Here is a 23,657-nt window from a genome sequence, read left to right on the forward strand (position 1 = left end):
GGCGCGGCCGCACCGAAGGCCGGAGCGCGAGCGGAGGACGGCGCAGCCGTTGCGGCCGTGACCGGGGGGTGGCAGGGGTCGCCTCTGAGGCAGGCCGCGGGCGCGGCCTCTCCGGCGGACCGCCGCCATGCCTGCAAGGCCTCCAGTGACGCCGCCTCGCCCGCCTGCCGGCCCCGCCCATTCATCCGGGCGGCAGGAAGAGACGGGCATCCTCCGGGACGAGCTGATCGCTAAGCCATGCGGCAAGGTGGGCCGGGCCGAGATGGCGCAGATCGTCGTTGAAGTCGCCGAGCTGCGGCCGCAACACCAGGGCGAGGATCCCAGCCTCGCCTGCGCGCTGGCTGAGACGCTCGATGCCGTGCCGGCCGGCGGCGTCGGCATCGGCTGCGATGTAGAGGCGACGGCAGCCAGGCGGGAAGATCAGGCCGGCGAGGTGATTGGCTGAGGTGGCGGCAGCCAACGGCAGCGCCGGCATCACCGTCCGGAGCGACGCCATCGTCTCGAAGCCCTCGCCGGCGGCCATGACGGGCGCACCGGACTGTTGGCCTAGCCAGATGCCGTTGCCCAGCAGGTGACCAAGCGAGCGGCGTGGATCGGCGACCGGCGCCTTGCCGACCTTGCCACTCGGGTCCAGCCCAGAGGACAGATAAGTGCGCTGCAGGCCGGTGATACGCCCGTCGAGGCTGGTGACAGCGGCGATCAGCGCAGGCAGGGTCCGCGTCTCGCCCGTGACGAGATCCCTGTAGTAGCAGCCAGGATGGAAGCGCAGCGCGCGCTCATGCGTCGAAAGCAAAATGCCGCGACCGGCAAGATAGCGTTCGGCCAGCGTACCGGCGATCGGATGGGACCTGGCGAACAGGCGACGCGCGGCGTCAGGCGAGCCGGGTGCCGCGGCAGGCTGGCGTTGCGCGCCAGGAGCTTGGGGCGGTGGCAGCGGCACGGAGAGGAAGCGACGCGCTTCATCCGCGACGTCACGGAAATCAACAAGACCGCAGCTTTCTCGGATGACATCGAGCAGATCGCCAAATTCAGAGGTCGCCTCGTCGACCCACCTACCCGCCGGGCCTTTGGCGTTGGCTTTCAGCCGCACATGCATGGAGCGGCCGCGCGTGTTGCGGACATCACCGACCATCCAGTAATTGCCGGAACGATTGCCGTTGGAGAGATATTCGCGGCACACCGCCTCGGCATGTTCGCCAAGGCGGCGTGCCAGCTCGGAAGCCGAGCCGGTCATGATCGCCTCCCCTCAAACCGCCGAGGTACGGTCGGTGATGCCAACCAGCGTATGGCTGTCGATAAGCGTGGCGATAATGGCGGACCCTTGCGCGGTCGTCGGGATGAACAGCCGCAGCTTCCAGGAGATGATCTCGGAGATCAGCCCCAGCGCCTTCAGCCGAGGGACCATCGCGTCGGTGAAGCCGATCAATTCGACACGGTAGTCGTTCATGACCCGACTGCGGCGCAGAATCAGGCCATCGGCGAGTTGCAGTCCGATCCGTCCGTCGACAAGCCCGGTCCAGGCATCTTCCGGCGCCAGCCTCGGCATATCGTCGAGACCCAGATTGCGCAACATGGTCGCGACCAGAGTCGGCGCGATGTGACGCCCGATGATGCGTTCGCCGGCATCGGTCTGGATCCGGTAGACCTGACAATCATGGTCTGGCAGCCGACGCCAGATCGGCAACAGCAGACCCGTCACTATGTGAAAGGTGCTCGTGGTGAACTCCGGTACGGCGGCGACTTCTGCCTGCCACAGGTCGTAGAACCGTTTTCGGTCGGCCGGCTGCCAGTGGGTTTCGGCAAGGGCATCGAGGCCGAAGCGCAGCTCGTCCGTCGGCCGCAGCAGGCGCACGCGATGCTCGACCGTCCCATCGTCGAGCATTAGGCTCGCCGTCGGAAGCTGTATGGCTGCACGGCAGGAGCGCGTGTTGACCAACAGGATTGCTTGCGGCTCGGCCCGGGCAATCGCCAGCGCGTCGGCCAAGCCGAGCGGCCGCATACGGTCCTTGCGCGCGACGGTCAGCACATGCGACTGCGCGCCCGAGACCGGATGCGTGTAGACTGTGCGCCTGTCGGTGACGACGATGCTCTGCGCCGTGATCGTCTCCAGTCCCTTGTCATAGTTTCCCGCGGCGATGGCGCCTTCTATTCTTCCCCCCATCAGCTGCTCGAACACCTCGAACAGCAGATTCTGGGTTTCGATGCGCAGCGCCAGCAGGCGGTTGAGCCAAGTCGTGATCGGCGGCAGCTCGTCGCGCAACCCGCCCTCGTCGGTCGTCAAAGACAGCCCGGTCACCGTCTCGAAGGTCGTGAGCGAGCAGCCCTCGATCTTGCCTTGGTGCAGCAGCATGTAGAATTGGCGAAGTGCGGCCCGCGCGTAGGGGCTTTCGAGATTGTCCTCGGCACGGAACAACCCAGCCCCGCCGGTCTGGCGCTGGCCGCGCGTGATCGCACCCAGTGTGTCGAGCCGCCTGGCGATCGTCGACAGGAAGCGTTTGCCGGCCTTCACATTGGCGGCCATGGGCCGGAACAGCGGCGGTTGCTTCTGATTTGTGCGGTGCGTCCGTCCGAGACCCTGGATGGCATTGTCGGCGCGCCAGCCGGCCTCGAGCAGATAGTGCTTGCGCAGCCTCTGGTTCCTGACCCCGAGATCGGCGTGGTAGGAGCGGCCGGTGCCGCCGGCGTCGGAAAAGATCAGTACGCGCTTGTCGTCATCCATAAAACTCTGGGTCTCGGCGAGATTGGCCGAGCCCGGGCGGTTCTCGACGGCAAGCCGGTCGATACCGTCGCGGCCGGTCTTCTTCACGATGCGCCGCGTGCGGCCGGTCACCTCGGCGACGGTGTCGGTGCCGAAATGGTGGATGATCTGGTCAAGGGCACTGCCGACCGGCGGCAACGATGCGAGTTTTTCGATCATCTCGTCGCGCAGGCGAACGCCCTCCCGGCATTGAACCGGATTGCCATCTTCGTCGTGGACAGGCCGCGAATAGACGTTCCCTTCCGCGTCCGAATATTCCTCGAACAACTGCGTGGGGAAGGAGTGCATCAAGTACCCGCCGACATACTCGCGCGGTGTGACGTCGACATGCAGGTCCGACCATTCCTCGATCGGGATTTCGGCAAGCCGCCGTTCCATCAGCGCTTCGCCGGTCGAGACGATTTGCACGACTGCCGAATGACCGTCGGCGAGGTCCTGCTCGATCGCGCCGATCAGCGTTGGCGTCATCATCGAGGTGATGAGATGGCTGAAGAAACGTTGCTTGGTGCTCTCGAAGGCTGAACGAGCCGCCGATTTTGCGTCGCGGTTCAACGTGCCGGCCCTGCTGGTGATGTTGGTCGCCTCAAGTGCGGCGGTCAGGTTGTTGTGGATGACCTGGAACGCATCGGCATAGGCGTTGTAGATGCGGATCTGTTCGTCGCTCAGCGCATGCTCGAGCAGGTCGTATTCAACCCCGTCATAGGAAAGCGAGCGCGCCGCATAGAGGCCGAGCGATTTAAGATCGCGGGCGAGCACTTCCATCGCCGCGACACCGCCGTCCTCGATCGCGGCGACGAATTCGGCGCGGTTGGCGAAGGGAAAATCCTCGCTGCCCCAAATGCCGAGACGCTGCGCATAGGCGAGGTTCTCGACCGCGGTCGCACCGGTCGCGGAGACGTAGACGATGCGGGCGTCCGGAAGGGCGTGCTGCAGCCGCAGTCCCGCCCTTCCCTGCTGCGACGGGGCGACGTCGCCACGCTCGCTTTTGCCACCAGCGGCGTTGGCCATAGCGTGGGCCTCGTCAAACACGATGACGCCATCGAACGATTTTTTCGCCTCCGACGGGTTTTCTCCAATCCTCGTCGAGCCTTCGTCCCTCCCCGCCGACTTTACTGCATTCCCTGTCGGGCCGTCGGCCCTCCCTGGCTCTTGGCCCACCCAGTCGACGATCTGGGCAATCCGGGATTTCTTGCCTTCCCGTTCCTGCGAGCGGAGCGTCGCGTAGGTCGTGAACAGGATGCCGTCGGCAAGGCGGATCGGCGTGCCCTGCCGGTAGCGCGACAGCGGCTGGACGAGAAGTTTTTCCTGGCCAAGGGCAGCCCAATCGCGCTGGGCGTCTTCAAGCAATTTGTCCGACTTGGAGATCCAGATCGCGCGGCGGCGGCCCTGCAGCCAGTTGTCGAGGATAATGCCGGCGACTTGCCGTCCCTTGCCGCAGCCGGTTCCATCGCCCAAAAACCATCCACGGCGGAAGCGGACCGCGTTCGCAGCACCGTCTGGCGCGGCCGAAACGACATCGCAGGTCTCGTCAACCGTCCAGGTGCCGGCGAGATGGCCGCAATGGGCCTCGCCGGCGTAGATGACGCTTTCGAGTTGGGCGTCCGACAGCAGGCCCTCGTCTATGATCGCATCTGGAAGGAGCGGCCGATAGGAAGGTTTTGGTTGCCCGACGGCGGCCATTGCGGCCGACTGCACGAGCGGCGTCGGATGCGGCTTTGCGCGGGGAATGTCGATCGACTGGAGCGCGTAGGGTTCGTAGATCGTGTCGGTGAGCTGGCCGCCCTCTTCCGGCATCCAGTCGCGTCGCTCATAGGCGAGGGGCACCGCCGGCGTGCTGTTTGCCATGACCTGGCGTGCGGGTTTCGCCCGCGCAATCGGGCGAACCGGTTGGATGGCCTTCGGAGCAGCCTTTGAGACAGCGACGGGTGCGGCTCTCGCCCCCGATCGGGCGCCCATGTGCATGGCGGCATTGCGCGGCATGACGTTGGACAGCGCGCCGATCGAGTCCGGAAAGCCGCCCGGTGTCCGGGGCGGCAGATCAGTGATCCACGAGAGCAACGTTTCGACATCAGTGGCCTTGCCCGGCGACCTGACGAAGCTTTTCGGGTCGGCCGCCGGTACCATGTCGATAATTGTCAGGCGGGTCTCAGTGGTGGTGCCATGGCGGGCGTAGACACGGCCATCGATCGCCGCGGTGAAAATGACGGTGCCCTGCTGCTGCAGGCGCTCGAAGGCCGGCCGCCATTTGGGGTTTTCCGGAGACAGCCCGGTGCAGGTGATGGCGACGAGGCGCCCGCCCGGACGCAGGCGTGCGAATGCGGAGGAAAGATGCCGCCATGCCGCGTCAGTGACATGGCCGTCGACATAGGCGCCGGCGTTGAACGGTGGATTCATCAGCACGACGGACGGCTCGATGCCCGCGTCGAGATGATCGTCGATATGGGCGGCGTCGTGCCGCGAGACGGGGAACCGGGGAAACAGCAGGCTGAGGAGATCGGCCCGCGTCGCGGCAAGCTCATTGAGGGCGACCGAGGCGCGCGCAATCTCCGCGTGGACGGCGAGCAGACCAGTGCCGGCCGAGGGTTCGAGAACGAGGTCGCAAGATGCGATCGCCGCGGCGTGCGCCGTGACGAAGGCCAGCGGCAAGGGCGTCGACAGCTGCTGCATGGCCTGGCTCTCGTCGGACCGTCGCGTATGGGTGGGAAGAAGGTCGGCGATGCGCTTGATCATCGCCAGCGTTGCCTGCGGCGAGGTGGACCGCGACAGGATCGCTTGGCCGAACCGGCGCAAAAACAGCACCTGGGCGACTTCGAGCGCCTCATAGCCGTCCTTCCAGACCCAGAACCCTTGCGCATCGCTGCCGCCAAAACTGGTCGTCATGGCGGTGCGCAGTGCGGCGGTGGTGACAGGCTTGCCCTGCTCGAGGAAAGGCAGAAGCAGCGTTGCCGCTTGATAGATCGCCTGGGCGGTGTCGATGGAGGCCGGCCTCGGCGCGTCGAGGGGAGCGGCGGTCGGAGTAACGGCAGGTGTGGTCGAAACGATGTTCATGGAGATGTCCTTCGCGAGAGGGGAGAGGCGCCCGCGCCGACACTCTCTGCGCGCCAGCCGGGCAACACGCCTCCGGCTCCCCTCTGCCTCTGGCGCCGATGCACCAAAGGGGTTGCGCTCCGTGCAAACCCATGACTTGAATGCGCGCACAGGGATGCGGCGGCGACCTGGAGCTGTGGAGGTGATGCGACGGTTCAGAATTGGCAGTGCGGTCTACGAGGAGGCAGCGCCTGACCTGCAGGCGGCGCTGGCGAGCGCCTATGCCCGCACCGAGCGTCCGCTATGCCTGTGCCGCGAGCCGGGCTGCCCGATGTATATTGCCCGCATCGGCGACCTTCACCTGATCAAGCGCATGCCGCTGAGCGGCGGCGGGCATGATCCATCCTGTGATTCCTTTGAATCGCCTTACGAACTGTCCGGGCTGGGCGCCTTGATGGGCAGCGCGATACAGCTCGATCCGCAAAACGGCTTGGCGGCCCTCAAGTTGGACTTCAGGCTGTCGAAGACGGGGAGCCGCGCGGCATCGGTGCCTGCGGGGCAAAGTTCCGCCAGCGTGACCGCCGATCCGAGGAGGATGTCGCTGCGTGGCCTGCTTCATTATCTCTGGCACGAGGCCGAACTGACGGTCTGGACATCGAGGTGGTCCGGCAAGCGGCATTGGTGGAATGTCCGCTGGCATCTACTCGAGGCTGCCGGGCAAATGACGGTGAGGGGCGGACCACTCGCGGATATCCTGTTCGTGCCCGAGCCGTTTCGGGCCGAGAACAGGCAAGCCATCGAGCAGCGTCGCAACGCGGTTCTCGGCACGGCGCTCCCGCCGAAATCCGGGCCCACGAAAGCTACTGGTTCTGGTCGGCGAGGTGAAGGAGATCGTGCCCGCCCGCTCCGGTCAGAAAATCGTCATCAGGCACCTGCCCGGTTTTCCCTTCATCATCGACGATGCATTGCATCGCCGCTTGCAGGCGCGTTTTGAGAAAGAATTGTCGCTGTGGGCAGCGGATTCCAGCTCGCATCTGATGACGATCGCGACGTTCGGACTGAACCCCGCCGGCCTCGCCATTGTCGAGGAGGTCGCCTTGATGGTGGTGTCCGAGAACTGGATCCCTACGAGACAGTCCCGGAGAAAAGGCTCGTCGATGGGCTCGCGCGCCTTCGCGAGAAAAGCGTGAAGGGATTGCGCTTTGACCTGCAACCCGACCAGCCGATCGCCAATGCATTGCTTCAGAGCAGGGACGAGCCGATCGCGCTCTTTGTCGTTCCGGCCGGAGCAGACCAGAACTACGAAGCGTCGCTCGACGAAATGATCGCCGCGCGACCGGAGATCGGCTCCTGGGTGTGGCGGGTCGGCGAAGGCGATATGCCCCCGCTACCGCTTTGAGCCGTCGGCTGAATTTCCGTCGTAGCTTCTTAGGCCAGGCCCAGCTTCTTCTTGAGCTCGGCATTTTCCCTGCGCAGACGGTCGGCAAGCAGGTTCTTCAGGCGCTTGTTTTCTTCTTCGAGTGCGACAAGATCGCGAAGATCGCCGCTGTCAGAGGAAGGTGCGGCAGCCCTCTTCCAATAATAGTAGGTCTGCTCCGATATGCCGGCCTGGCCGACCGCAATCTTGCTGGTCGCGCCGCCAGCGATCGATTTCTCGATCTGGGCAAGCTTCTGGGAGCGTTCCTTCTCAGAATATGTCTTGCGGGCGGTCTTCGCTGCCACGGGAGCTTCCGCGGCTTGGGGCGCAGGTTTCGCTCCGTTCATGCGGACCGGCTTTACGAACTCTGCCTTCGCGTTCTTTGCTCGCGGCACTTTCTTCTTGGATTCAGGCGCTTCCACTTTGGCTGGGGCTACTGTCGTCTGAACAGTCTGAGCGTCCTGAAACTCGGCCATGATATACTCCGCTTGTGGTTTGTCCCCTTCTTCAGCATCAAGGGGTCTTATACTGAAGTCAATGACCTGGGAATTTGGAAGCTGAGCAGCATGAGCTGGATGCGTCATCTCCGTGGCAATTTTGGACAGGTCGAGATCGCCCCAGATCGAATGGCTTGGCTTTTGCAGGCCGCGCCTCTGTTTCACTTCCAGGATGAATGGCCGGATCTGGCGCTTCATAGTCTGTTCCTTGATGTGAGCATGACTTGCAAGCCAAGTCGCTGCTCGTCTTAGCGGGTACCCGACGTATCTTATCGCCCTCGTCGTGCTTTATCGGAGAAACCCCGCAACGAGCAAGCGGTGTGTCATGGGCCTTGGGCCGCCGGCTCAATCACCGGGGGCAAACATGCCTACCGAGAGAGCTGCCTCATACACGCGATGCTCAGGCGTCCAGCCGGCGGTGTGCGATGACTGTGCACAATCGGGCTGGAGCGATTGCAATCCTTATATTCTTGGGAACTAATCTTCTCATGGCGGCGGATGAGCTGGACGCGCTTGTTTTCGGGATGGCGGTCGACAGCGTTCGTGCGCTTTCTGTTCCTTTCGCGGAAAAAGTCGCAGAAATCGCCCACAGAAGCCACGGCGTCCTGCTTTTCAATTTGCGCATCGATGGCGACATGGAATTTCAGCGCGTTGCCGCCATCCGGTATCCAAGCAATCAGACAGCGGTTCTGATGCTGGATAAGCAGGGCTTGTCGACCAGCCATTGCATGGTCAATGGCACTTTCTCCAGCTTTATCGCTCCGTTGGAGGAATGGAACACGCTGCCGCTCGCAACGCAGGCCAGGACGAGTATCGCCGGCTCGGCCAGCCTGTTCATCGGCGCTTTGCGCAATGCCGGATACCTCCCGCGTGGCAGGCACTGACGCCACGTTTTGCTGAGGGCCAGATGCTTGTATCCTCGGGGCAGTTGGCCATACGGTCTCGCATGTCTCAACAGCTTGAGGATGGGCCGTACGCGGGTGCATCCATTGAGCGAAACTCGGTCACCGTGATGGAGACGCTTCTCCGCCGAAGCGCGGTTCTTATAGATGCCCATCGTCGTCTTTCTTCGTTAGCTCCGACGCAATCGCACTTTGGACAGGAACTCGTCGATCTCGAGATCCGACAGATCATCGAGCAGCTTGAAGGCAGCATCATGCCTTCCGGCGTTGACGAGAATCGTGCGTTTGCCGCGATGTTCGGCCCACCCGGTCTCGGGATCTGCATTGCGGGCAATGCCCCTGACTTCGACAGGGGTTATGTTCCAGATCGCCTCGAGCTTTCCCGAGCGGGTCATGCTGTCGCTCGCGCCGGTCTCGTGGGCGATGATGGCGGCGCGCATCTTGTCTGGCGACTGCCGATCCGTGAGATCGCAGAAGCCATGAAACCAGCGTTCACGGCCCCGGATCCGGATCGCGAAGAATACGCTGGTGACGTTGCCGGCCTTATACTCCGACATGCCGAACATGCCCGTGCGCATGAAGAGCGGCGGCAACAAATCGAGCATGAAGTGGAATTCGGACGCGGTAATCTCGAACCACTCGGCTGAATAGGGAGTGCCGGAAAGCGGATCGATGCCGGGCGTGTCTTTGTGTCGGCTGAACAGTTGAAACATCTGCTCGCGGGTGGCGACGCCGTCGAGCACCTTCCTGAACGGTGGATGAGCGGTCATGGGGTTCTCCTGAGCGCAGGTCGGCACGCGCGGCATCACCGCGCCATGGCAACTGCCTGGTGTGTTGTGGCTGGCGACGGTCCGAGCCTGCGGCCGGCGCGTCCATCGGCGATGATGGGGTTTGCAGGGGTTCAGGCGGCGCGTCGTTCGGAGGAACGCGAAGCGTCTCGACCAACCCCGGTGATGGCACGCACGGCGGCGGCGAGCGCCGGGATGTCGTCCAGCATGCGGAGTGCGACGAAGTGGTTGGCTCCGCCAGTATAGTCCTTGCGGCCCTTGCAGGTGCGGATCAGGATGCCGTGACCTGAGGACAAACCGAACTGGCCGACCTGGATGTAGGCGCGGTCATGGTGCAGGGTAATTTCACCGCAAACGGCGATGCCCGCCTTGTGTGAGCGCAGGTCATAGCTGCCCGATGGCAGGTTTAATTCAGCGGCAAGTTTCTTCAGGCGTGAACGGGCTGTGGTGTGGAAATGTCTCTTCTGTTGCTCGTCGTAGGAGCAGCTTCTGTTCCAGTCGAACATGTCGATCTCCATGAAACGCAAGCGCCCGGGGTCGCGATGGCGATCCCGGGCTCGAGAGTGAGTTGGAACTGAAATGGGCCCGGCGGGGAGTGCCGGGCCCTGTGCGAGCGTGAGGCCGATTATTCGGCGGCCTGGAGGTGGTCCGCCTCGTCGCTGTCGATGGTCACCGGCTCATCGGAGGACGAATCCGCATCGTCGGCGAGGAAGGCCGGCAGCTCGGCGGCATCGAGAGCCTCGTCCGACCTGTCGCCGGCGACCGCGTCGCCACCATCGGTAGCCACTTCATCGATCTTAAGGCGCAGCGGCTCGGGCAGCCAGTTCGAGCCTTCGAGAAGACGGGCAGCTTCACGGGCCATGATGTCCTTCTTCATGTGGTCGATCAGCTGCGCGGAGTCTGCGCCACGCGCTTCACGGACAGCTTGTAAAATCCGCGCCTTGGTGAGCCGCCCGAGGAACTCGACGGTAGGCGTCCAGCCGGCGTCGACCATGTCGAACTGCAGCGAGCGACCAAGCACGTCTGCATGCTCGAGCGCCTTCGCTCGCCTGTTCCAGGGTTCGAACACCGCATTGAGGGTCAGCGAGACGCAGTGCGCGAACAGCGCCTTGCGGCTTGCTTCGTCGAGGCCGAGAAGGAAGTCCCAAAGGCCATCCGCTTCATAGGGCAAATCGCGGTCCCAGGCTTCGTGCCGCTCGGCGATCTCCTTGGCCCAGGATGTCTCGGCAAGACCGTCGACCTGGCTGAAGTTGCCGCTCTTCAGGCTGATCTCCAGGCACGTGTCCGGCGCGAAGCGATAAAAGACCTGCAGGACGAAGGCATGAAGTGCGGCGACAATGGCGATGTCGGCGTCACCGGCGAGTGCGTTGCGCAATGCCAGCGTCCGCTGCGCGGTCAGGTCGAAGACGAGCCGATCGGGCAGTGGCTTAATGCCATCGTCCTCGCCGTCGTCACTAGCGCTGTCGTTCACTGGCTTGCCGTTGACGACAACATCATCGCCATCGTCGTCGCCATTGGATCCGCCGTCAGCGCCCCCTTCCTCCCCTTCATCGATGCCGCCGGTTTCGGTCCGCGGCTCGTCCTCGGACCGCACGAAACCGGCGTCGACCTGGAGCTTGCCGTTCGCGGCAAGCGTAACGAACACACCGGCAGTGGCCTTCTGGGCGGGATCGTAGCTTTGAGGACGATCGTCGATCGCATCGAGCTCGGCACCCAGCTGGTCGAGCTTCGCCTCGATTGCTTCGTCGGCATCCTCGGCCCGGGCATAGTCCGCATCCAGCTTGTCGTATTCGGCCTTCAGCGCGTCGTAGCGTTCGATCTCCTCGGCGCTGAGCTCCTGCGCTTCGGCATAAATGCGCCGCATGCCGGAGGTGTGGCCATAGGGAAAGCTGATCGCCGCCTCGACCCATTTCCAGCCTTCGGCGCGGATCGCCTCGGCATCCATTTTCAGCCTGTCGAAGACAAGCTGCTCGAGAAGTGCGGCATCCTGGAACCAGCCGCCGGCATCCTGCTCGAACAGGTCGCGCAGGATGACCCCGCCCGCAGCCTCATAGGCTTTGGTACCGACATAGACGGCACGGCGATCATCAGCCGGCACCGTCGTATCCGTCAGCAGACGCCTGATGTAATACGGTTCCTGCGTGTGCGAGCTGGAGATCCGCTCCCAGACCTGCTCCTGGCGCGCATGATCGTCGGAGATCGAAAACGCCATGATCTGTTCGAGCCGTATTTCGTCCTTCTCGTAGAGTTCGAGCAACTTCGGCGACACCGATGCCAGCCGCAGGCGCTGCCTCACCGTCGCAGGCGATACGAAGAAGCGGGCGCCAATCTCCTCCGGATCCAGGCCCTGATCGCTGAGCGTCTTGAAGGCCCGAAACTGGTCGAGCGGGTGCAGGTCGGCGCGCCGCAGGTTTTCGGCAAGAGAGTCTTCTTCGGCCGTGGTTTCCTGCCCGCGGTTGACAACGCAGGGGATTGGCTCGTTCTTGGCCAGGCGCTTTTGCTTGATGAGGATGCCGAGCGCCAGATAACGCCGCCCGCCGGCGGGCACCTCGAACATGCCGGTCTCCTCGCCCTCGCCGTCGAGCACGGGACGGACGTTCAGGCTCTGGATCAGCTTTCGCCGCCCGATGTCTTCGGCCAGCTGCTCGATCGACACGCCGTCCTTGATGCGCCGAACATTCTTCTGCGACAGCATTAGCTTGCAATAGGGAATATTCTCCGCGGCGTTCATCGCGATCTTCTGAATGGCGTTCTTTGCCATGGTCAGGTTCTCCATGACGGGCGGCCCGGGGCCTCTCCCCGAACCTCCAAGCCCGTCAAAAACCCTCCCCTCCCCCCTCTGCCTCCAGGCCTCACGCCAGCGCCGCCTCCCGACTTGCAGGCTCGACATGAAGCGCTGCTGGTTTCGGCTCGCGGATCTAGACGCGGCCGAGCCGCGCCCGAGGCGCCTACAGCATGTTGGCGTCACCGCGTCCTCCCACGAGAAAAGCGCCGTCCACTTGCTTCGAAGGACCGCGCTGGGATTGATGGAGACGGCCCGGTGGCAGGCCGGCGACGAGAGTTTTCGTTGCCGGCCTGCGCAGGATCAGGCGGCGAAGTCGAGAAGCTTCTTGGCTTTTCCCTCCATGTCCAGGCGGACATCCTGATGCGGCTTGTCGCGCGCGACCCGCGTGATGCCCTGCACGAAATCAAAAATCGATTCCGGTGGTCTGCCTTCCTCCATGAGAACAGTATCGATGATCTTCGTGGTCTCGGACTTGGAGAAGCCGCGCTTGCTTACGATTCTGGCACACTGCACGTAGATAGAAGCTGGCAATCCCGAGGGTGCGGGCTCCGACTTCGGAATTCCAGCAATAGAAGCCGCGGAAATAGAGATCCGGTTCCCCATTCGGCAGCCGCCCGGCCTCGATCGGGTTCAGATCGTCGACGAGGAACACAAAGAAATCGCGATCTGACGCGTAGAGCGTCGTGGTGTCGCGGGAGATGTCGACGTGCGGATTGTAGATACCTGTCGACCAGTCGAGCACGCCGGGTACTTTCCAACGCGTGTCGCCGGTACCGTTTCCCGCGATCTTCTGCACGGCGTCGACCAGTTCTGAGTCAAATATTCTGCCGTAATCAGGGCCTGTTACCGCTCGCAGCTCGAGGCGTCCGTTCTCGATTTCCAGCGTCTTCACCTGCTCGGCGCGGTGGTTGAGGAGACCGTGCTGAAGGTTGATCGCGGCGAGCGGGGCTGGAAGCTGCCGCAGATAGGTGGCCGGTGCGCCGACCAAACTGGCGAGTTGGCCAAAACTCCAATGCGTGGGGGCAACAGGGGCAGGCGCATCGGGCAGCATTAGCCTTAGGCGCTCCGGATCGTCGCGGCTGGCCTCGACGCGGATCAGCTCACTTTCGACGATGCGGGTCTTGCTGCGCTCCGACCGGCTCTTCACCGCATTTCCAAGGTCGTCGAGCGACAGGTATCGCTCGTCCGTCGGCCGGTTGAACCATTCTGACGACACGCGGCCAATACGCTGGCCGCGGCTGGGGTCGACCTTGTAACCGGCACGCTCGTTGCGCTTGGGCGCAAGAATTTCCATCTGGGTCATTGGTGTTGCTCCTTGGCGGGCGCCGGGAGACTCTCTCCCGGACCTTTATCCGCCACCGCAACCCGCCCGCCCTCTTCCTCTCTCGGCACCCGCGCACCACTAGCAGCGTCGCCATTGCGGCAGGGGCCGCGTCAAGACTGGCACCCGCCGCTTCACGTTCCGGACGCGACAGAATTCCGCTGTGCTTTCTTGCGCAACAAGGCCGGAACATAGCGGCCTGCTTGATTGGGCAACTGCCAGTTCTGCTCTGGCCCTAGTCAGAAATGTATAAATTGTCCCAACGTCATGATACGCGAAAATCGTGTCATGGTCGGAACTGAGAGTGTAATTGCATGTCGAGCAGGTTCGCCCGGCCCGTGGTGGTGCAAGTTGGCCGGCATGACCGTGAGCGCGTCATATTCGATGTGAACGACGCAGCCTCGATCCTGCTGCGGAGTTTCCCTCATCAGACGAAGAAGCGAAAACTGGCTATGGATGCATGTCTTCAGGTTTTGCGTGGAGAAGCCCAGACACCGGCAGCGAGACGGGCTTTCGTTGCAGCGGCGTTAGAAGCAAAAATTCTACGCAGCGACTGAGGTCAAAATTGATCGTAGCCCTCGATGGCTTCCAAAGTGACGGGGGGAGCAGAGCTTCAGCCATCGCAGTGGTGACCGGGATTTGTGCAGCTGGCAGCAAGCAACGAGTCCTGCCGCCGGGGGGAACACCCGCCTTTCATCTGCTTGACTCGACAACCGTCAGGAGGAGAGTCGGCTTCTCGATGAGACCGAGGATCTCGCGTGCATGAACTGGCCAAATCGGATATCTACGACGTTGCAGACCCGCCTTTCCGGTAAGCAATCGAAGAACCGTCAATCTTCCACAATACGCGACCGACGTCGTCGGGCGACCCCACCAGCGCAGTACTAGACACTGCACGCCGCGCCCTGCTTAAGGGGGACCCCCTCGAAACCAAATTTGTGCTGTGGTACCCGGCGGGGGCGTGGAAATTGTTTACGATTATCCCTCCTCATCGAGTGGAGAGCAGCGGCCGCTCGATCAGGACCGGGTCTGACCACCGGATCAATACGCGCGCAAAGTCAGGATGTAGCTGTTTACCGCAGCACGCAAAGTCTGTCGGGGAATTATTGCTTCCACCGACAACCACCACTATGAAGCAACACTTCGCCGATATCTTTCAAGCTACCCCGGAGAGTTTTCATGGCAGAAGATGCCGACAACACAATCGACGCCCTCATCGAGCTCACCGCTGATGTGGTCTCAGCCTATGTCTCCAACAATCCGGTCCCGGTGAGCGATCTTCCTGCGCTGATCGGCCAAGTGCACGCAGCACTGAAAGGCACGATCGGCAACGTTCCCGCAGAAATCCCTGAGGTTCTCAAGCCTGCTGTGCCGATCAGGAAGTCGGTGACGCCGGACTACCTCATCTGCCTTGACGACGGGAAGAAATTCAAGTCGCTGAAGCGCCATCTTTCGACCCGCTACGGGCTGACGCCGGACGACTATCGCGCCAAATGGGGCCTGCCGGCGGATTACCCCATGGTCGCGCCGAATTATGCTGCGTCGCGCTCGGCGTTGGCCAAGACGATGGGTCTCGGCCGCAAACCGAAAGAGGCGGAAGCGCCGGCGCCTAAGAAGACCGGCAAGAAGGCCGCAGCCTGACGTCAATCTTTGGGCTTTGTTCTGATGGGCAGCACCCACTGGCCTAATCTGCGTGGAATATCAAAAGGCGGGACCAGCCCCGCCTTCCCTTCGAACGACTCAATTTCATAGGAGTTCGCAACGCCCTTGCAGCAATCTGCTGCCCAGGCCTTGCAGTTTACCCACGTTCTTGCTCGCTCTTGTCGAGCGGTCGCCAAAACATCCGGGACCTAGCCGCGTCCTTCCGACTCTTGCCGGGACGCAGCAGAAAAATCAACCAGCTTTGCTGAGATTGCCCGCGGAGGACTTGCCAGTCCGCCGGTCCTGTTCAATCTCGTAGTTGATCTTCTGCCCATCAGCGAGGGTCGAGAGGCCCGCTCGTTCGACAGCGGAAATGTGGACGAAAACATCCTGACCACCATTGTCGGGCTGGATGAATCCAAATCCCTTGGTGCTGTTGAACCACTTCACGGTGCCGGTCGCCATATGTACGTATTCCTTCGTAACAATTGCAGTGTGGCCTGGCAGTTGTGCCAGGCCGGTTCAGATCAAGGCATTGGAATTAGACGCAGCAAAGAAAAAATTGCAAGACCCGGCATTCTCGGATGGCGTCACGACCGGCCAGTTAAAGACAACGTCGCGACCCTGCGCAATTGCTGGGCAGCCGTTTCCGGGTAACCGAACATCCCGCGTGGCGGAGCTGGATTGAAAGCAGCGAGTGGCTGCCGATCCGTGGTCATCGTTCCCGCATAAACCGGCTTTCGCTGCGCTCGCGCGGCCGCGGCAAGTCAACGGTGATGAAGCCGCGCCGCGCCGCGAGGGGAGGGATTGCGCGAGTTCGGCCTGCATTGAGCAAGCTGTCAACTCGCCAGCATTTGTCGGCTAGCAGGGCCGGAAGCTCAAAGGCCATCAAAACGGCACTGACCTTCAGTCGGTGTTTACCATTCGCTTCTATCTTTCGCGCAGCGGCAAGGTTCTGAGTACCGCACATAAAGGCCTGCTCCAGACAATGGAGCGGGCTTTTTGTGTCACTTGGGAGACGGCTCCAACAATGCCGTCTACCGGAAAACGGTCCGCAAGGCTGTGCGGCTTGTGAGGTGGCTGGGGCTGGTCGTGCGAATGGGCAGGCCGAAGGCAGGCCGGTTTCGGGCAATATTCTGCCCGCGTCAGGCTGGGCCTAAGCTGGGTTATGGCGTCACGGCCCGCAACCTGGTTGCTTCATAGTCGAACGAAACACGATTTCGTCCACGTTGTTTCGCTTCAAAAAGGCAGCGTCCGGCGGTGCGAAGGACGTCTTGAGCATCTGCATCGGGAGAGATTTCCGCGCCGCCGATGCTGACAGTCACTTTCACGCCGTCCTGTTGGCCTTTCGCCATCGGACCCGCCTCGACAAGACGGCGTATGTTTTCCGCGATGGTAGCTGCCTGTTCTTTACGCGCGCTGCGTAACAACACACCAAACTCTTCTCCGCCAAGACGACCGATCGAGTCTCCCGGGCGTGTCAGATAAACTAGCGCCTTTGCAATTCGAACCAAAGCCTCGTCACCTTTGGAATGGCCGTGTTGGTCGTTGATCAAGGAGAAGTGATCCGGATCGATCAGGAGCAGTGTGTCGCATTCACCTTCGTCACGCTTTCTGTCCATTCTTGCGATAAATTCACCGCGACTGAGAAGGCCTGTCATCGGGTCGTGACTGGATACGAAGGTGAGCCTGTCGTGCGCCTCTCTCAGGGCTGTGTATGATTTCTCCAACTTGTCACATGTTTCCTGAATCGTTTCCCCCTGGGTGAAGATAAAGGCGCTAACGGGCATTCCGATCAGGATGGGGATGACGGTGCATTCCACCCAACTCAGCCAGTCGATCGGCATCTGCAGGCCAAGTCTTGCCGTGAACGACAGCCCGAAAGTCGCGACGACTGCAATTATCGTCACGACTGTAGATTTGCCCAGAATCCGTTTGCTGCGCGGCGTCATATTGTTGCTATAGACAGTCCGGCTGAATGACATGTTACCAGCTTCATTAGGATTGTTCTGGACACACCGGCGAGGAGCCGAACCGGCAGGGTCCTCAAGGCCAGGTCGAGCAAATGCGCCCGCGTCCTGCCGACACTTCGCCTCGGTCGGTTCTTGGGCCCATTGTGCCGGCTGCGAGGGAAATGACATTTTGACCCGCGGTGAATTTCAGATTTCGGCTGGAAAAACCCGCCGCCTGCTGTAAACAGCGCGGGCCTGCTCACGGATAGGGGAAATCATGACGCTTGTTTCGCCCACGGAAGGTTCGACCGCAGATAGGGGAGCTGCCAGAAGCCGCCGCCTGTGGAGCCAAGCCGAAGCCCGGGCCCTCTACGAGTCTCCCTTCAACGAACTGCTGTTTCGCGCACATTGCGTCCATCGTGCGAACTTTGATCCCAACCGCGTTCAGCTCAGCCGGCTGCTGAGCATCAAGACCGGCGGCTGCCCCGAGGATTGTGGTTATTGCAGCCAGTCCGCGCACCACAATTCCGGACTGAAGGCCTCCAAGCTGATGGCGGTCGAACGCGTCATCGAGGAAGCCCGCAAGGCGCGCGATGCGGGTGCGACGCGCTATTGCATGGGCGCGGCGTGGCGCAGCCCCAAGGCGCGCGACATGGAGGTCGTGGTCGCCATGGTCGAAGGCGTCAAGGCGCTTGGCATGGAAACCTGCATGACATTAGGCATGCTCGATGTTGAGCAGGCGCAGCAGCTAAAGACAGCGGGCCTCGACTACTACAATCATAACATCGATACGTCAGAGCGCTATTACGGCGAAGTCATCACGACGCGCTCGTTCACTGACCGGCTCGAAACATTGGCCAATGTCCGCGACAGCGGCATCAAAGTCTGCTGCGGCGGCATTGTCGGCATGGGCGAGGAACCGGTCGACCGCGTGGACATGCTGGTGACGCTCGCCAATCTCCCAGAGCCGCCCGACAGCGTCCCGATCAACATGCTGATCCCGATTGAAGGCACACCCCTTGGTCATGAGCAGCCGATAGAGCCGATCGAATTCGTGCGCACCATTGCGCTTGCCCGTATCCTGATGCCGCAATCCCATGTTCGCTTGTCGGCCGGCCGCACGGCAATGAGCGAGGAGATGCAGGCACTGTGCTTCTTTGCCGGCGCCAATTCCGTCTTTGTCGGCGATACGCTGCTGACGGCGGACAACCCGAGTGAGGATAAGGACACTGCGCTTTTTCGTAAGCTCGGTATTGAACCGATGGAGCTTTCCAGCTTGTGAGCGCAGGGGGCTTGCTCGACCGCTATGAGACGACGCTGAGCGGGCTCACGCGCAAGAACCGTTTGCGCACGTTGTCGCCGCGGGCTGGCCTTGATTTCGCCTCCAATGATTATCTCGGACTTGCAGCCTCGCCGCGCCTGGCCAAAGCCGTCGCAGCAGCACTCGCAGCCGGCACGCCGGTCGGCGCCACGGGGTCTCGCCTGTTGCGCGGCAATACACCGGAGCACGAGACGCTGGAAGCCGAAGCGGCGCGCTTCTTCGGCGCCGAACGTGCGCTTTTCTTCAGCGGGGGCTATGTCGCCAATTTCGCCGTCCTGACCACACTTCCGCAAAAGGGCGATCTCGTCGTGCTTGACGCACTCATCCATGCCAGCGCCCATGAGGGCGCGCGGGCTGGCCGGGCGGCAGTGGCGGAGGTCCCGCATAATGACATCGGCGGCTTCGAAGACGCCATCTTGACCTGGCGGCGTTCGGGCGGCACGGGTCGCCCCTGGATCGTGGTCGAGAGCCTCTATTCAATGGATGGCGACCGCGCGCCCCTGGCCGATCTGGCAGCACTTGGCGACCGACACGACGCTTTCCTGCTGATCGACGAGGCGCATGCCACAGGGGTGTATGGTCGCGACGGACGCGGCCTTGCGCACGACCTCGAAGGCGGCGACAATGTTGTCGTGCTGCACACTTGCGGCAAAGCGCTTGGCGCCTCCGGTGCGCTGGTGACCGCACCCACGGCAATCATCGACTATCTCATCAACCGTTGCCGGCCCTTCATCTATGCCACCGCTCCCTCGCCGCTCATGGCGGTCGCTGCAACCGAGGCGCTCGCCATCCTGCGTGACGAACCCGAGCGCCGCGAGCGGCTGGCAGCACTCGTCGCCTTCGCCGGCCGGGAGATCGAAGTCCGCTGCGGGGTCGCGCCGAGCGGGTCGCAGATCCTTCCGGTCATCGTCGGCGAAAACGCCCGCGCCATGGCGCTCGCCAGCGCGCTGCAGGCGCGCGGCTTCGACGTGCGCGGTATCCGACCGCCGACGGTGCCCGAGGGCACGGCGCGGCTCAGGATTTCGCTGACGCTCAATGTCGAGCAGGCCGACGTCGCTGCGATGATCAAGTCACTGGCAGAGGAATGGGAGCGAATGGCAGAATGAGCCAAGTCTTCGTCATCACCGGTACGGACACCGGCATCGGCAAAACAGTTCTCGCGGCCGGTCTTACCGGTCTGCTCAACGGCGCCTATTGGAAACCGGTGCAGTCGGGGCTCGATGGCGAAACTGATACCCAGACGGTAGTAAGACTCGCTGAGCTGCCCCCAGAACGGATCGTCCCGGAAGCCTGGCGGCTGGTCCGACCGCTCTCGCCGCATCGCGCCGCCGAACTCGATGGCGTTTCAATCGATCCCGACCGCCTCGTTCTGCCCGATGTGGCGCGCCCGCTGATCGTCGAGGCCGCCGGCGGTCTCATGGTGCCGCTCAACCGCAACTTCCTGTTCATTGATGTGTTCGCCCGCTGGCGCGCGCCGGTCGTGCTTTGTGCGCGCACGGCGCTCGGCACGATCAACCACACGCTTCTATCGATCGAGGCGCTGCGCCGCCGCGACATTCCGCTTTTGGGCGTCGCGTTCATTGGTGACCCCATGCCCGACACGGAATGCACGATCGCTGCGATCGGCAAGGTTCGTGTGCTTGGCCGTTTGCCTTTCCTCGATCCGTTGGCGCCCGACACTCTTCTGTCAGCCATGGCAGCGCATTTCGACATGGCGCCTTTTCAGCAGGCCAGCGTATGAGCCGCTCAGCCGTCTGGCACCCCTTCACCCAGCACGCCGTCGAAGCGGCCCTGCCGAAGGTCGTCCGGACCGAAGGGGCCTACCTGCAGACGGATGACGGTAGACGCATTCTCGATGCAATATCCTCATGGTGGGTGGTGACCCACGGCCATCGCCATCCCGCGATCGTCGAGGCGATCCGCTCAACTGCCGAAACGCTCGACCAGATCATATTCGCCGGTCTCACCCACGCGCCGGCCGAGGAACTGGCGAGCGCGCTCATTGGCTTGGCGCCGAAGGGCCTGGACTGGGTCTTTTATTCCGACAGCGGCTCGACCAGTGTCGAAGTGGCGCTCAAAATGGCGCTTGGCTATTTCCGCAACATCGGCGCGCCGCGCTCGCGTATCGTTGTGATGGAATCGAGTTATCACGGCGACACGATCGGGACGATGAGCGTCGGGGCCCGCGGCGTCTTCAACGCCGCCTACGAACCCCTGCTCTTCGACGTCGACACCATCCCTTTCCCTGCCAAGGACCGCGAGCAGGAAACGCTCGACGCCTTCGAGGCGTTCAGCTGTGATCGCAAGGCGGCGGCGCTGATCATAGAACCGCTGGTCCTGGGCGCAGGCGGCATGCGGATGTATTCGCCAAAAATCCTGGCCGAATTGAAACGTATCGCCGAGGCTTCCGGGACGCTGTTCATCGCCGATGAGGTGATGACCGGCTGGGGCCGGACCGGTACCCTGTTTGCCTGTGAGCAGGCAGGTATTGCGCCCGACATATTGTGCACGTCGAAAGGGCTGACCGGCGGCGCGATCCCGCTTGCCGCCACGCTCGCCACCGACGCCATCTTTCGGGCGTATTATTCGCCGGACCGCAGTCGCACCTTCTTTCATTCGAGCTCCTATACCGCCAATCCGATCGCCTGCGCGGCCGCACTTGCCAACATCGCTATCTGGCGCGATGAGCCGGTCATCGAGCGCGTCACAACACTGACGCGACTGCAAGCCGAAGGCGCTCGCCGCTTTGCCGAAGATTCCCGCTTCGGCGATGTCCGGGTGACCGGCACGATTGCCGCTTTCGAACTGGCGGTCGCCAACCCTGGCTACCTGGCTGAAATTGGCCCGAAGCTGCGCGCTTTCTTCCTTGAGCGTGACCTTCTGGTGCGCCCGCTCGGCAATGTGATTTATCTTCTGCCGCCCTATTGCGTAAGCGCCAGCGAGCTTGGTCGCCTGTATGACGCGATCGACGAGGCCGCCGACCTTGTTGGGCAAGCCCGATGATCCGAGGCGCGAAAATCACCGGTTTCGGCCACCACGCGCCGGCGCGGGTCGTGCCGAATGCCGAGATCGAGGCCTCGCTTGGCCTGGAGGCCGGCTGGATTGAGAGGCGGACCGGCATCCGGTCACGCCGCTGGGCAGAGCCTTCCGACACCTTGTCGGGCCTGGCCGGGAAGGCGGGAGATATGGCGCTCGACATGGCTGGCATCGACCGCGCCGCGGTCGGCCTGCTGCTGCTGGCAACATCAACGCCCGATCATCTGCTACCGCCGAGCGCGCCGCTGGTTGCGCATCGTCTGGGCCTTGCTCATTCCGGAGCCGTCGATCTTGCCGGCGCCTGCGCCGGTTTCGTCTATGCGCTCACCTTCGCCGACGCCTTCGTGCGCACGCACGGTAAGCCGGCGCTGGTCATTGCCGCCAACATCTTGAGCCGCCGCATCAACCCGGCTGAACGTGCCAGCGCTGTGCTATTCGCCGACGCCGCGGGTGCGCTTTTGCTGGTCCCGTCGTCCGATCCTGATCACGGTGTCCTCGGCGCTTCGCTGGATTCCGACGGATCGGGTTATGGCCTGATTCAGATCCCGGCGGGCGGCAGCAGCCGGCCCTTTGCCGGAGATATCGACATAGCCGAAACCCGCATGACAATCGCCGATGGAAGCGCCGTGTTCGCCAAGGCAGTCGAGATGATGGCGCGGTGTTCGGCCGAGGCGCTGGAAGTTGCGAACGTTTCAGCTCAGGCCGTGGATCGGTTTGTTCCACACCAGGCCAACGCCCGCATTCTCGATGCCGTGGCCGACAAACTCGATATTGGCCCTGAGAAGGTGGTGAGAAGCATTGCGGAGTTTGGCAATTCCTCTGCCGCGACAATTGCGCTGTCGCTGTCCCTCTCCCATCAGGCCAAGCCGTTTTTGGCAGGCGAAAGGCTTCTGCTCGCCGCGGCCGGCGCCGGGCTTACCGGCGGCGCACTCGTGATCGGCGTCTAGGGGCAATGACTAGTGCGCTTGCAAGAAGTGACGGCGAACGGCTCTCTGGGCGTTGATGTTTGCCTAGTAGGGCCTGTTGCGTAATTCGCTGGTTGTGATTCTCTGAGACGTGGTCTCGGAGGATGAACGGATGGCAGTGAAGCAGACGGGTCAGCTGAGCTTGGCGGAGGCTTTTCTGGGTACCAAGCTTGTGGGCGGCACTTCGCCGCTCGACCGATTGTCGGGTCTTGTGAAGTGGTATCGGTTTGAGAAGTTGCTCGCACCGCTGCGCGATGGCGGGCCCGGACGTGCTGCCTGGCCGCCGCTGGTTCTGTTCAAGGGGCTTTTGCTGCAGTCGCTGTACGGGCTTTCGGACCGTGAGTTGGAAGAGGCGCTTGGCGACCGGCTGTCGTTTCGGCGCTTTGTCGGGCTCGGGCTGGAAGAGAGCATTCCCGACCACACGGTGCTTTCGCGCTTTCGCAACCTGCTTGTCGGCGAAGGTCTGCTTGAGAAGCTGTTTGGTGAACTGGATCGGCAGTTGGAGAAGGCCGGCGTTATCCTGAAGCGTGGCACGATGCTGGATGCCACGCTGATCAATGCGGTCTCATTGCCGCCGACGGACGAGCGGGCCTCAAAGGATGCGGACGCCCGTGTCACCGTGCGGCAGGGCAAGGGCGGCTTCACCTTCGGCTACAAGGCTCATGTCGGGGTGGATGAGGGCTCTGGCCTGATCCGCACAGTGATCACCACACCAGCCAACGTCAACGACACCGTGATGGCCGATGCCTTGATCTGCGGGGACGAGAAGACGGTGTGGGCGGACGCCGCCTACGACACCCATGCCCGCCGTGCTCGGCTCAAGGCTGAGGGCAAGAAGGTGCGCATCGCGCGTCGCCCCAACAAGCACCATGCGCTGCCGCGGCGGCTCAAACATTACAACCGCCTGATCGCCAGACGCCGGGCGGCGGTGGAGACCACTTTTGCCACGCTCAAGAATCGCATGAAGCTGACCAGGATCCGTTATGTCGGACTGGCCAAGGCGACCGCCCAAGTCACATTGGCGGCGATCGCCTTCAACATGCGCCGATGGGCAGCCATCACGGGATAGGTGCGCCCGCAGTCCGGCCCTATGGGCTGGACCACCACCTCAAATCCCCAAAACCAAGCCTTAATCCCCAAGAACAAGCAACAACCGCTGCATTCCATTCCCACCAGCGCTCTCCCTCAACACTGCGCAACAGGCCCTAGTAGGAAGAGAGCGGTCAGCTGTCATCCTGCACCATAAG

The 23,657-nt window shown here is 62.6% G+C and carries 17 protein-coding genes and 2 pseudogenes; 10 read left to right on the plus strand and 9 right to left on the minus strand.

Annotated features, from left to right (window positions below):
* Positions 1 to 181: 181 nt before the first annotated feature.
* Together NKJ06_RS12550 and NKJ06_RS12555 are read right to left on the minus strand one after the other, a co-directional pair.
* Positions 182 to 1,234 (minus strand): DUF7146 domain-containing protein, encoded by a 1,053-nt coding sequence (locus NKJ06_RS12550; protein ID WP_352809911.1) that lies wholly within the window; start codon positions 1,232 to 1,234, stop codon positions 182 to 184.
* 12 nt (positions 1,235 to 1,246) lie between these two features.
* Positions 1,247 to 5,806 carry a strawberry notch-like NTP hydrolase domain-containing protein gene (locus NKJ06_RS12555; protein WP_352809913.1) on the minus strand — a complete coding sequence of 1,520 codons (4,560 nt, stop codon included), beginning with the start codon at positions 5,804 to 5,806 and terminating at the stop codon, positions 1,247 to 1,249.
* A gap of 184 nt (positions 5,807 to 5,990) precedes the next feature.
* Between NKJ06_RS12555 and NKJ06_RS35800 the strand changes: the two are divergent.
* Positions 5,991 to 7,184 (plus strand): annotated as a pseudogene (locus NKJ06_RS35800) (DUF1173 domain-containing protein).
* Between the two features lie 29 nt (positions 7,185 to 7,213).
* Here NKJ06_RS35800 and NKJ06_RS12570 read toward each other — a convergent pair.
* Positions 7,214 to 7,897: a transposase gene (locus tag NKJ06_RS12570; RefSeq protein WP_352809915.1), complete on the minus strand. Its 684-nt coding sequence runs from the start codon at positions 7,895 to 7,897 to the stop codon at positions 7,214 to 7,216.
* A 227-nt stretch (positions 7,898 to 8,124) separates the two neighbouring features.
* On the opposite strand from NKJ06_RS12570, the gene NKJ06_RS12575 reads away from it, so the two are divergent.
* A complete protein-coding gene (locus tag NKJ06_RS12575; RefSeq protein WP_352809917.1) occupies positions 8,125 to 8,583 on the plus strand; it encodes a hypothetical protein in 459 nt (152 codons plus the stop codon).
* A 188-nt stretch (positions 8,584 to 8,771) separates the two neighbouring features.
* Here NKJ06_RS12575 and NKJ06_RS12580 read toward each other — a convergent pair whose 3' ends face one another.
* The 4 genes and pseudogenes from NKJ06_RS12580 to NKJ06_RS12595 all read right to left on the minus strand — a co-directional run bounded on the left by NKJ06_RS12580 (position 8,772) and on the right by NKJ06_RS12595 (position 13,477).
* Entirely contained in the window at positions 8,772 to 9,407 is a 636-nt protein-coding gene (locus NKJ06_RS12580; protein ID WP_352809918.1) for a DUF1419 domain-containing protein, read from the minus strand.
* 95 nt (positions 9,408 to 9,502) lie between these two features.
* Positions 9,503 to 9,895, minus strand: a complete 393-nt coding sequence (locus tag NKJ06_RS12585) for a hypothetical protein (RefSeq protein WP_352809919.1) — start codon at positions 9,893 to 9,895, stop codon at positions 9,503 to 9,505.
* A 119-nt stretch (positions 9,896 to 10,014) separates the two neighbouring features.
* Positions 10,015 to 12,150 carry a ParB/RepB/Spo0J family partition protein gene (locus NKJ06_RS12590; protein WP_352809920.1) on the minus strand — a complete coding sequence of 712 codons (2,136 nt, stop codon included), beginning with the start codon at positions 12,148 to 12,150 and terminating at the stop codon, positions 10,015 to 10,017.
* A gap of 324 nt (positions 12,151 to 12,474) precedes the next feature.
* Positions 12,475 to 13,477, minus strand: a pseudogene (locus tag NKJ06_RS12595) (hypothetical protein).
* 332 nt (positions 13,478 to 13,809) lie between these two features.
* Here NKJ06_RS12595 and NKJ06_RS12600 point away from each other — a divergent pair.
* The gene (locus tag NKJ06_RS12600; protein WP_352700127.1) at positions 13,810 to 14,052 is read left to right on the plus strand and encodes a DUF982 domain-containing protein; all 243 of its coding nucleotides are present in this window, start codon (positions 13,810 to 13,812) and stop codon (positions 14,050 to 14,052) included.
* 622 nt (positions 14,053 to 14,674) lie between these two features.
* Positions 14,675 to 15,136, plus strand: coding sequence for a Ros/MucR family transcriptional regulator (locus tag NKJ06_RS12605; RefSeq protein WP_352809921.1), 462 nt, complete (start codon positions 14,675 to 14,677; stop codon positions 15,134 to 15,136).
* 252 nt (positions 15,137 to 15,388) lie between these two features.
* Here the strand turns inward: NKJ06_RS12605 and NKJ06_RS12610 are convergent, their stop codons facing one another.
* On the minus strand, positions 15,389 to 15,601 hold the full coding sequence (locus tag NKJ06_RS12610; protein WP_027038889.1) for a cold-shock protein: 213 nt from the start codon (positions 15,599 to 15,601) through the stop codon (positions 15,389 to 15,391).
* A 701-nt stretch (positions 15,602 to 16,302) separates the two neighbouring features.
* On the minus strand, positions 16,303 to 17,121 hold the full coding sequence (locus tag NKJ06_RS12615; protein ID WP_352809922.1) for a GGDEF domain-containing protein: 819 nt from the start codon (positions 17,119 to 17,121) through the stop codon (positions 16,303 to 16,305).
* A gap of 244 nt (positions 17,122 to 17,365) precedes the next feature.
* On the opposite strand from NKJ06_RS12615, the gene bioB reads away from it, so the two are divergent.
* The 6 genes from bioB to NKJ06_RS12645 all read left to right on the plus strand — a co-directional run bounded on the left by bioB (position 17,366) and on the right by NKJ06_RS12645 (position 23,479).
* Entirely contained in the window at positions 17,366 to 18,370 is a 1,005-nt protein-coding gene (gene bioB, locus NKJ06_RS12620; protein ID WP_352809923.1) for a biotin synthase BioB, read from the plus strand.
* Positions 18,367 to 19,515, plus strand: coding sequence for an 8-amino-7-oxononanoate synthase (locus NKJ06_RS12625; RefSeq protein WP_352809925.1), 1,149 nt, complete (start codon positions 18,367 to 18,369; stop codon positions 19,513 to 19,515). Before bioB ends, NKJ06_RS12625 begins: the two co-directional genes overlap by 4 nt.
* On the plus strand, positions 19,512 to 20,150 hold the full coding sequence (gene bioD / locus NKJ06_RS12630) for a dethiobiotin synthase (protein WP_352809926.1): 639 nt from the start codon (positions 19,512 to 19,514) through the stop codon (positions 20,148 to 20,150). The genes NKJ06_RS12625 and bioD overlap by 4 nt, the downstream gene beginning before the upstream one ends.
* Positions 20,147 to 21,412: an adenosylmethionine--8-amino-7-oxononanoate transaminase gene (locus NKJ06_RS12635; RefSeq protein ID WP_352809927.1), complete on the plus strand. Its 1,266-nt coding sequence runs from the start codon at positions 20,147 to 20,149 to the stop codon at positions 21,410 to 21,412. Before bioD ends, NKJ06_RS12635 begins: the two co-directional genes overlap by 4 nt.
* Positions 21,409 to 22,392, plus strand: coding sequence for a 3-oxopimeloyl-[acyl-carrier-protein] synthase BioZ (bioZ, locus tag NKJ06_RS12640; RefSeq protein ID WP_352809929.1), 984 nt, complete (start codon positions 21,409 to 21,411; stop codon positions 22,390 to 22,392). Before NKJ06_RS12635 ends, bioZ begins: the two co-directional genes overlap by 4 nt.
* 130 nt (positions 22,393 to 22,522) lie before the next feature.
* The gene (locus NKJ06_RS12645; protein WP_352809931.1) at positions 22,523 to 23,479 is read left to right on the plus strand and encodes an IS5 family transposase; all 957 of its coding nucleotides are present in this window, start codon (positions 22,523 to 22,525) and stop codon (positions 23,477 to 23,479) included.
* Positions 23,480 to 23,657: the final 178 nt, after the last annotated feature.

The organism is Mesorhizobium sp. M0293 (assembly GCF_040321735.1).
Classification (GTDB): Bacteria; Pseudomonadota; Alphaproteobacteria; order Rhizobiales; family Rhizobiaceae; genus Mesorhizobium.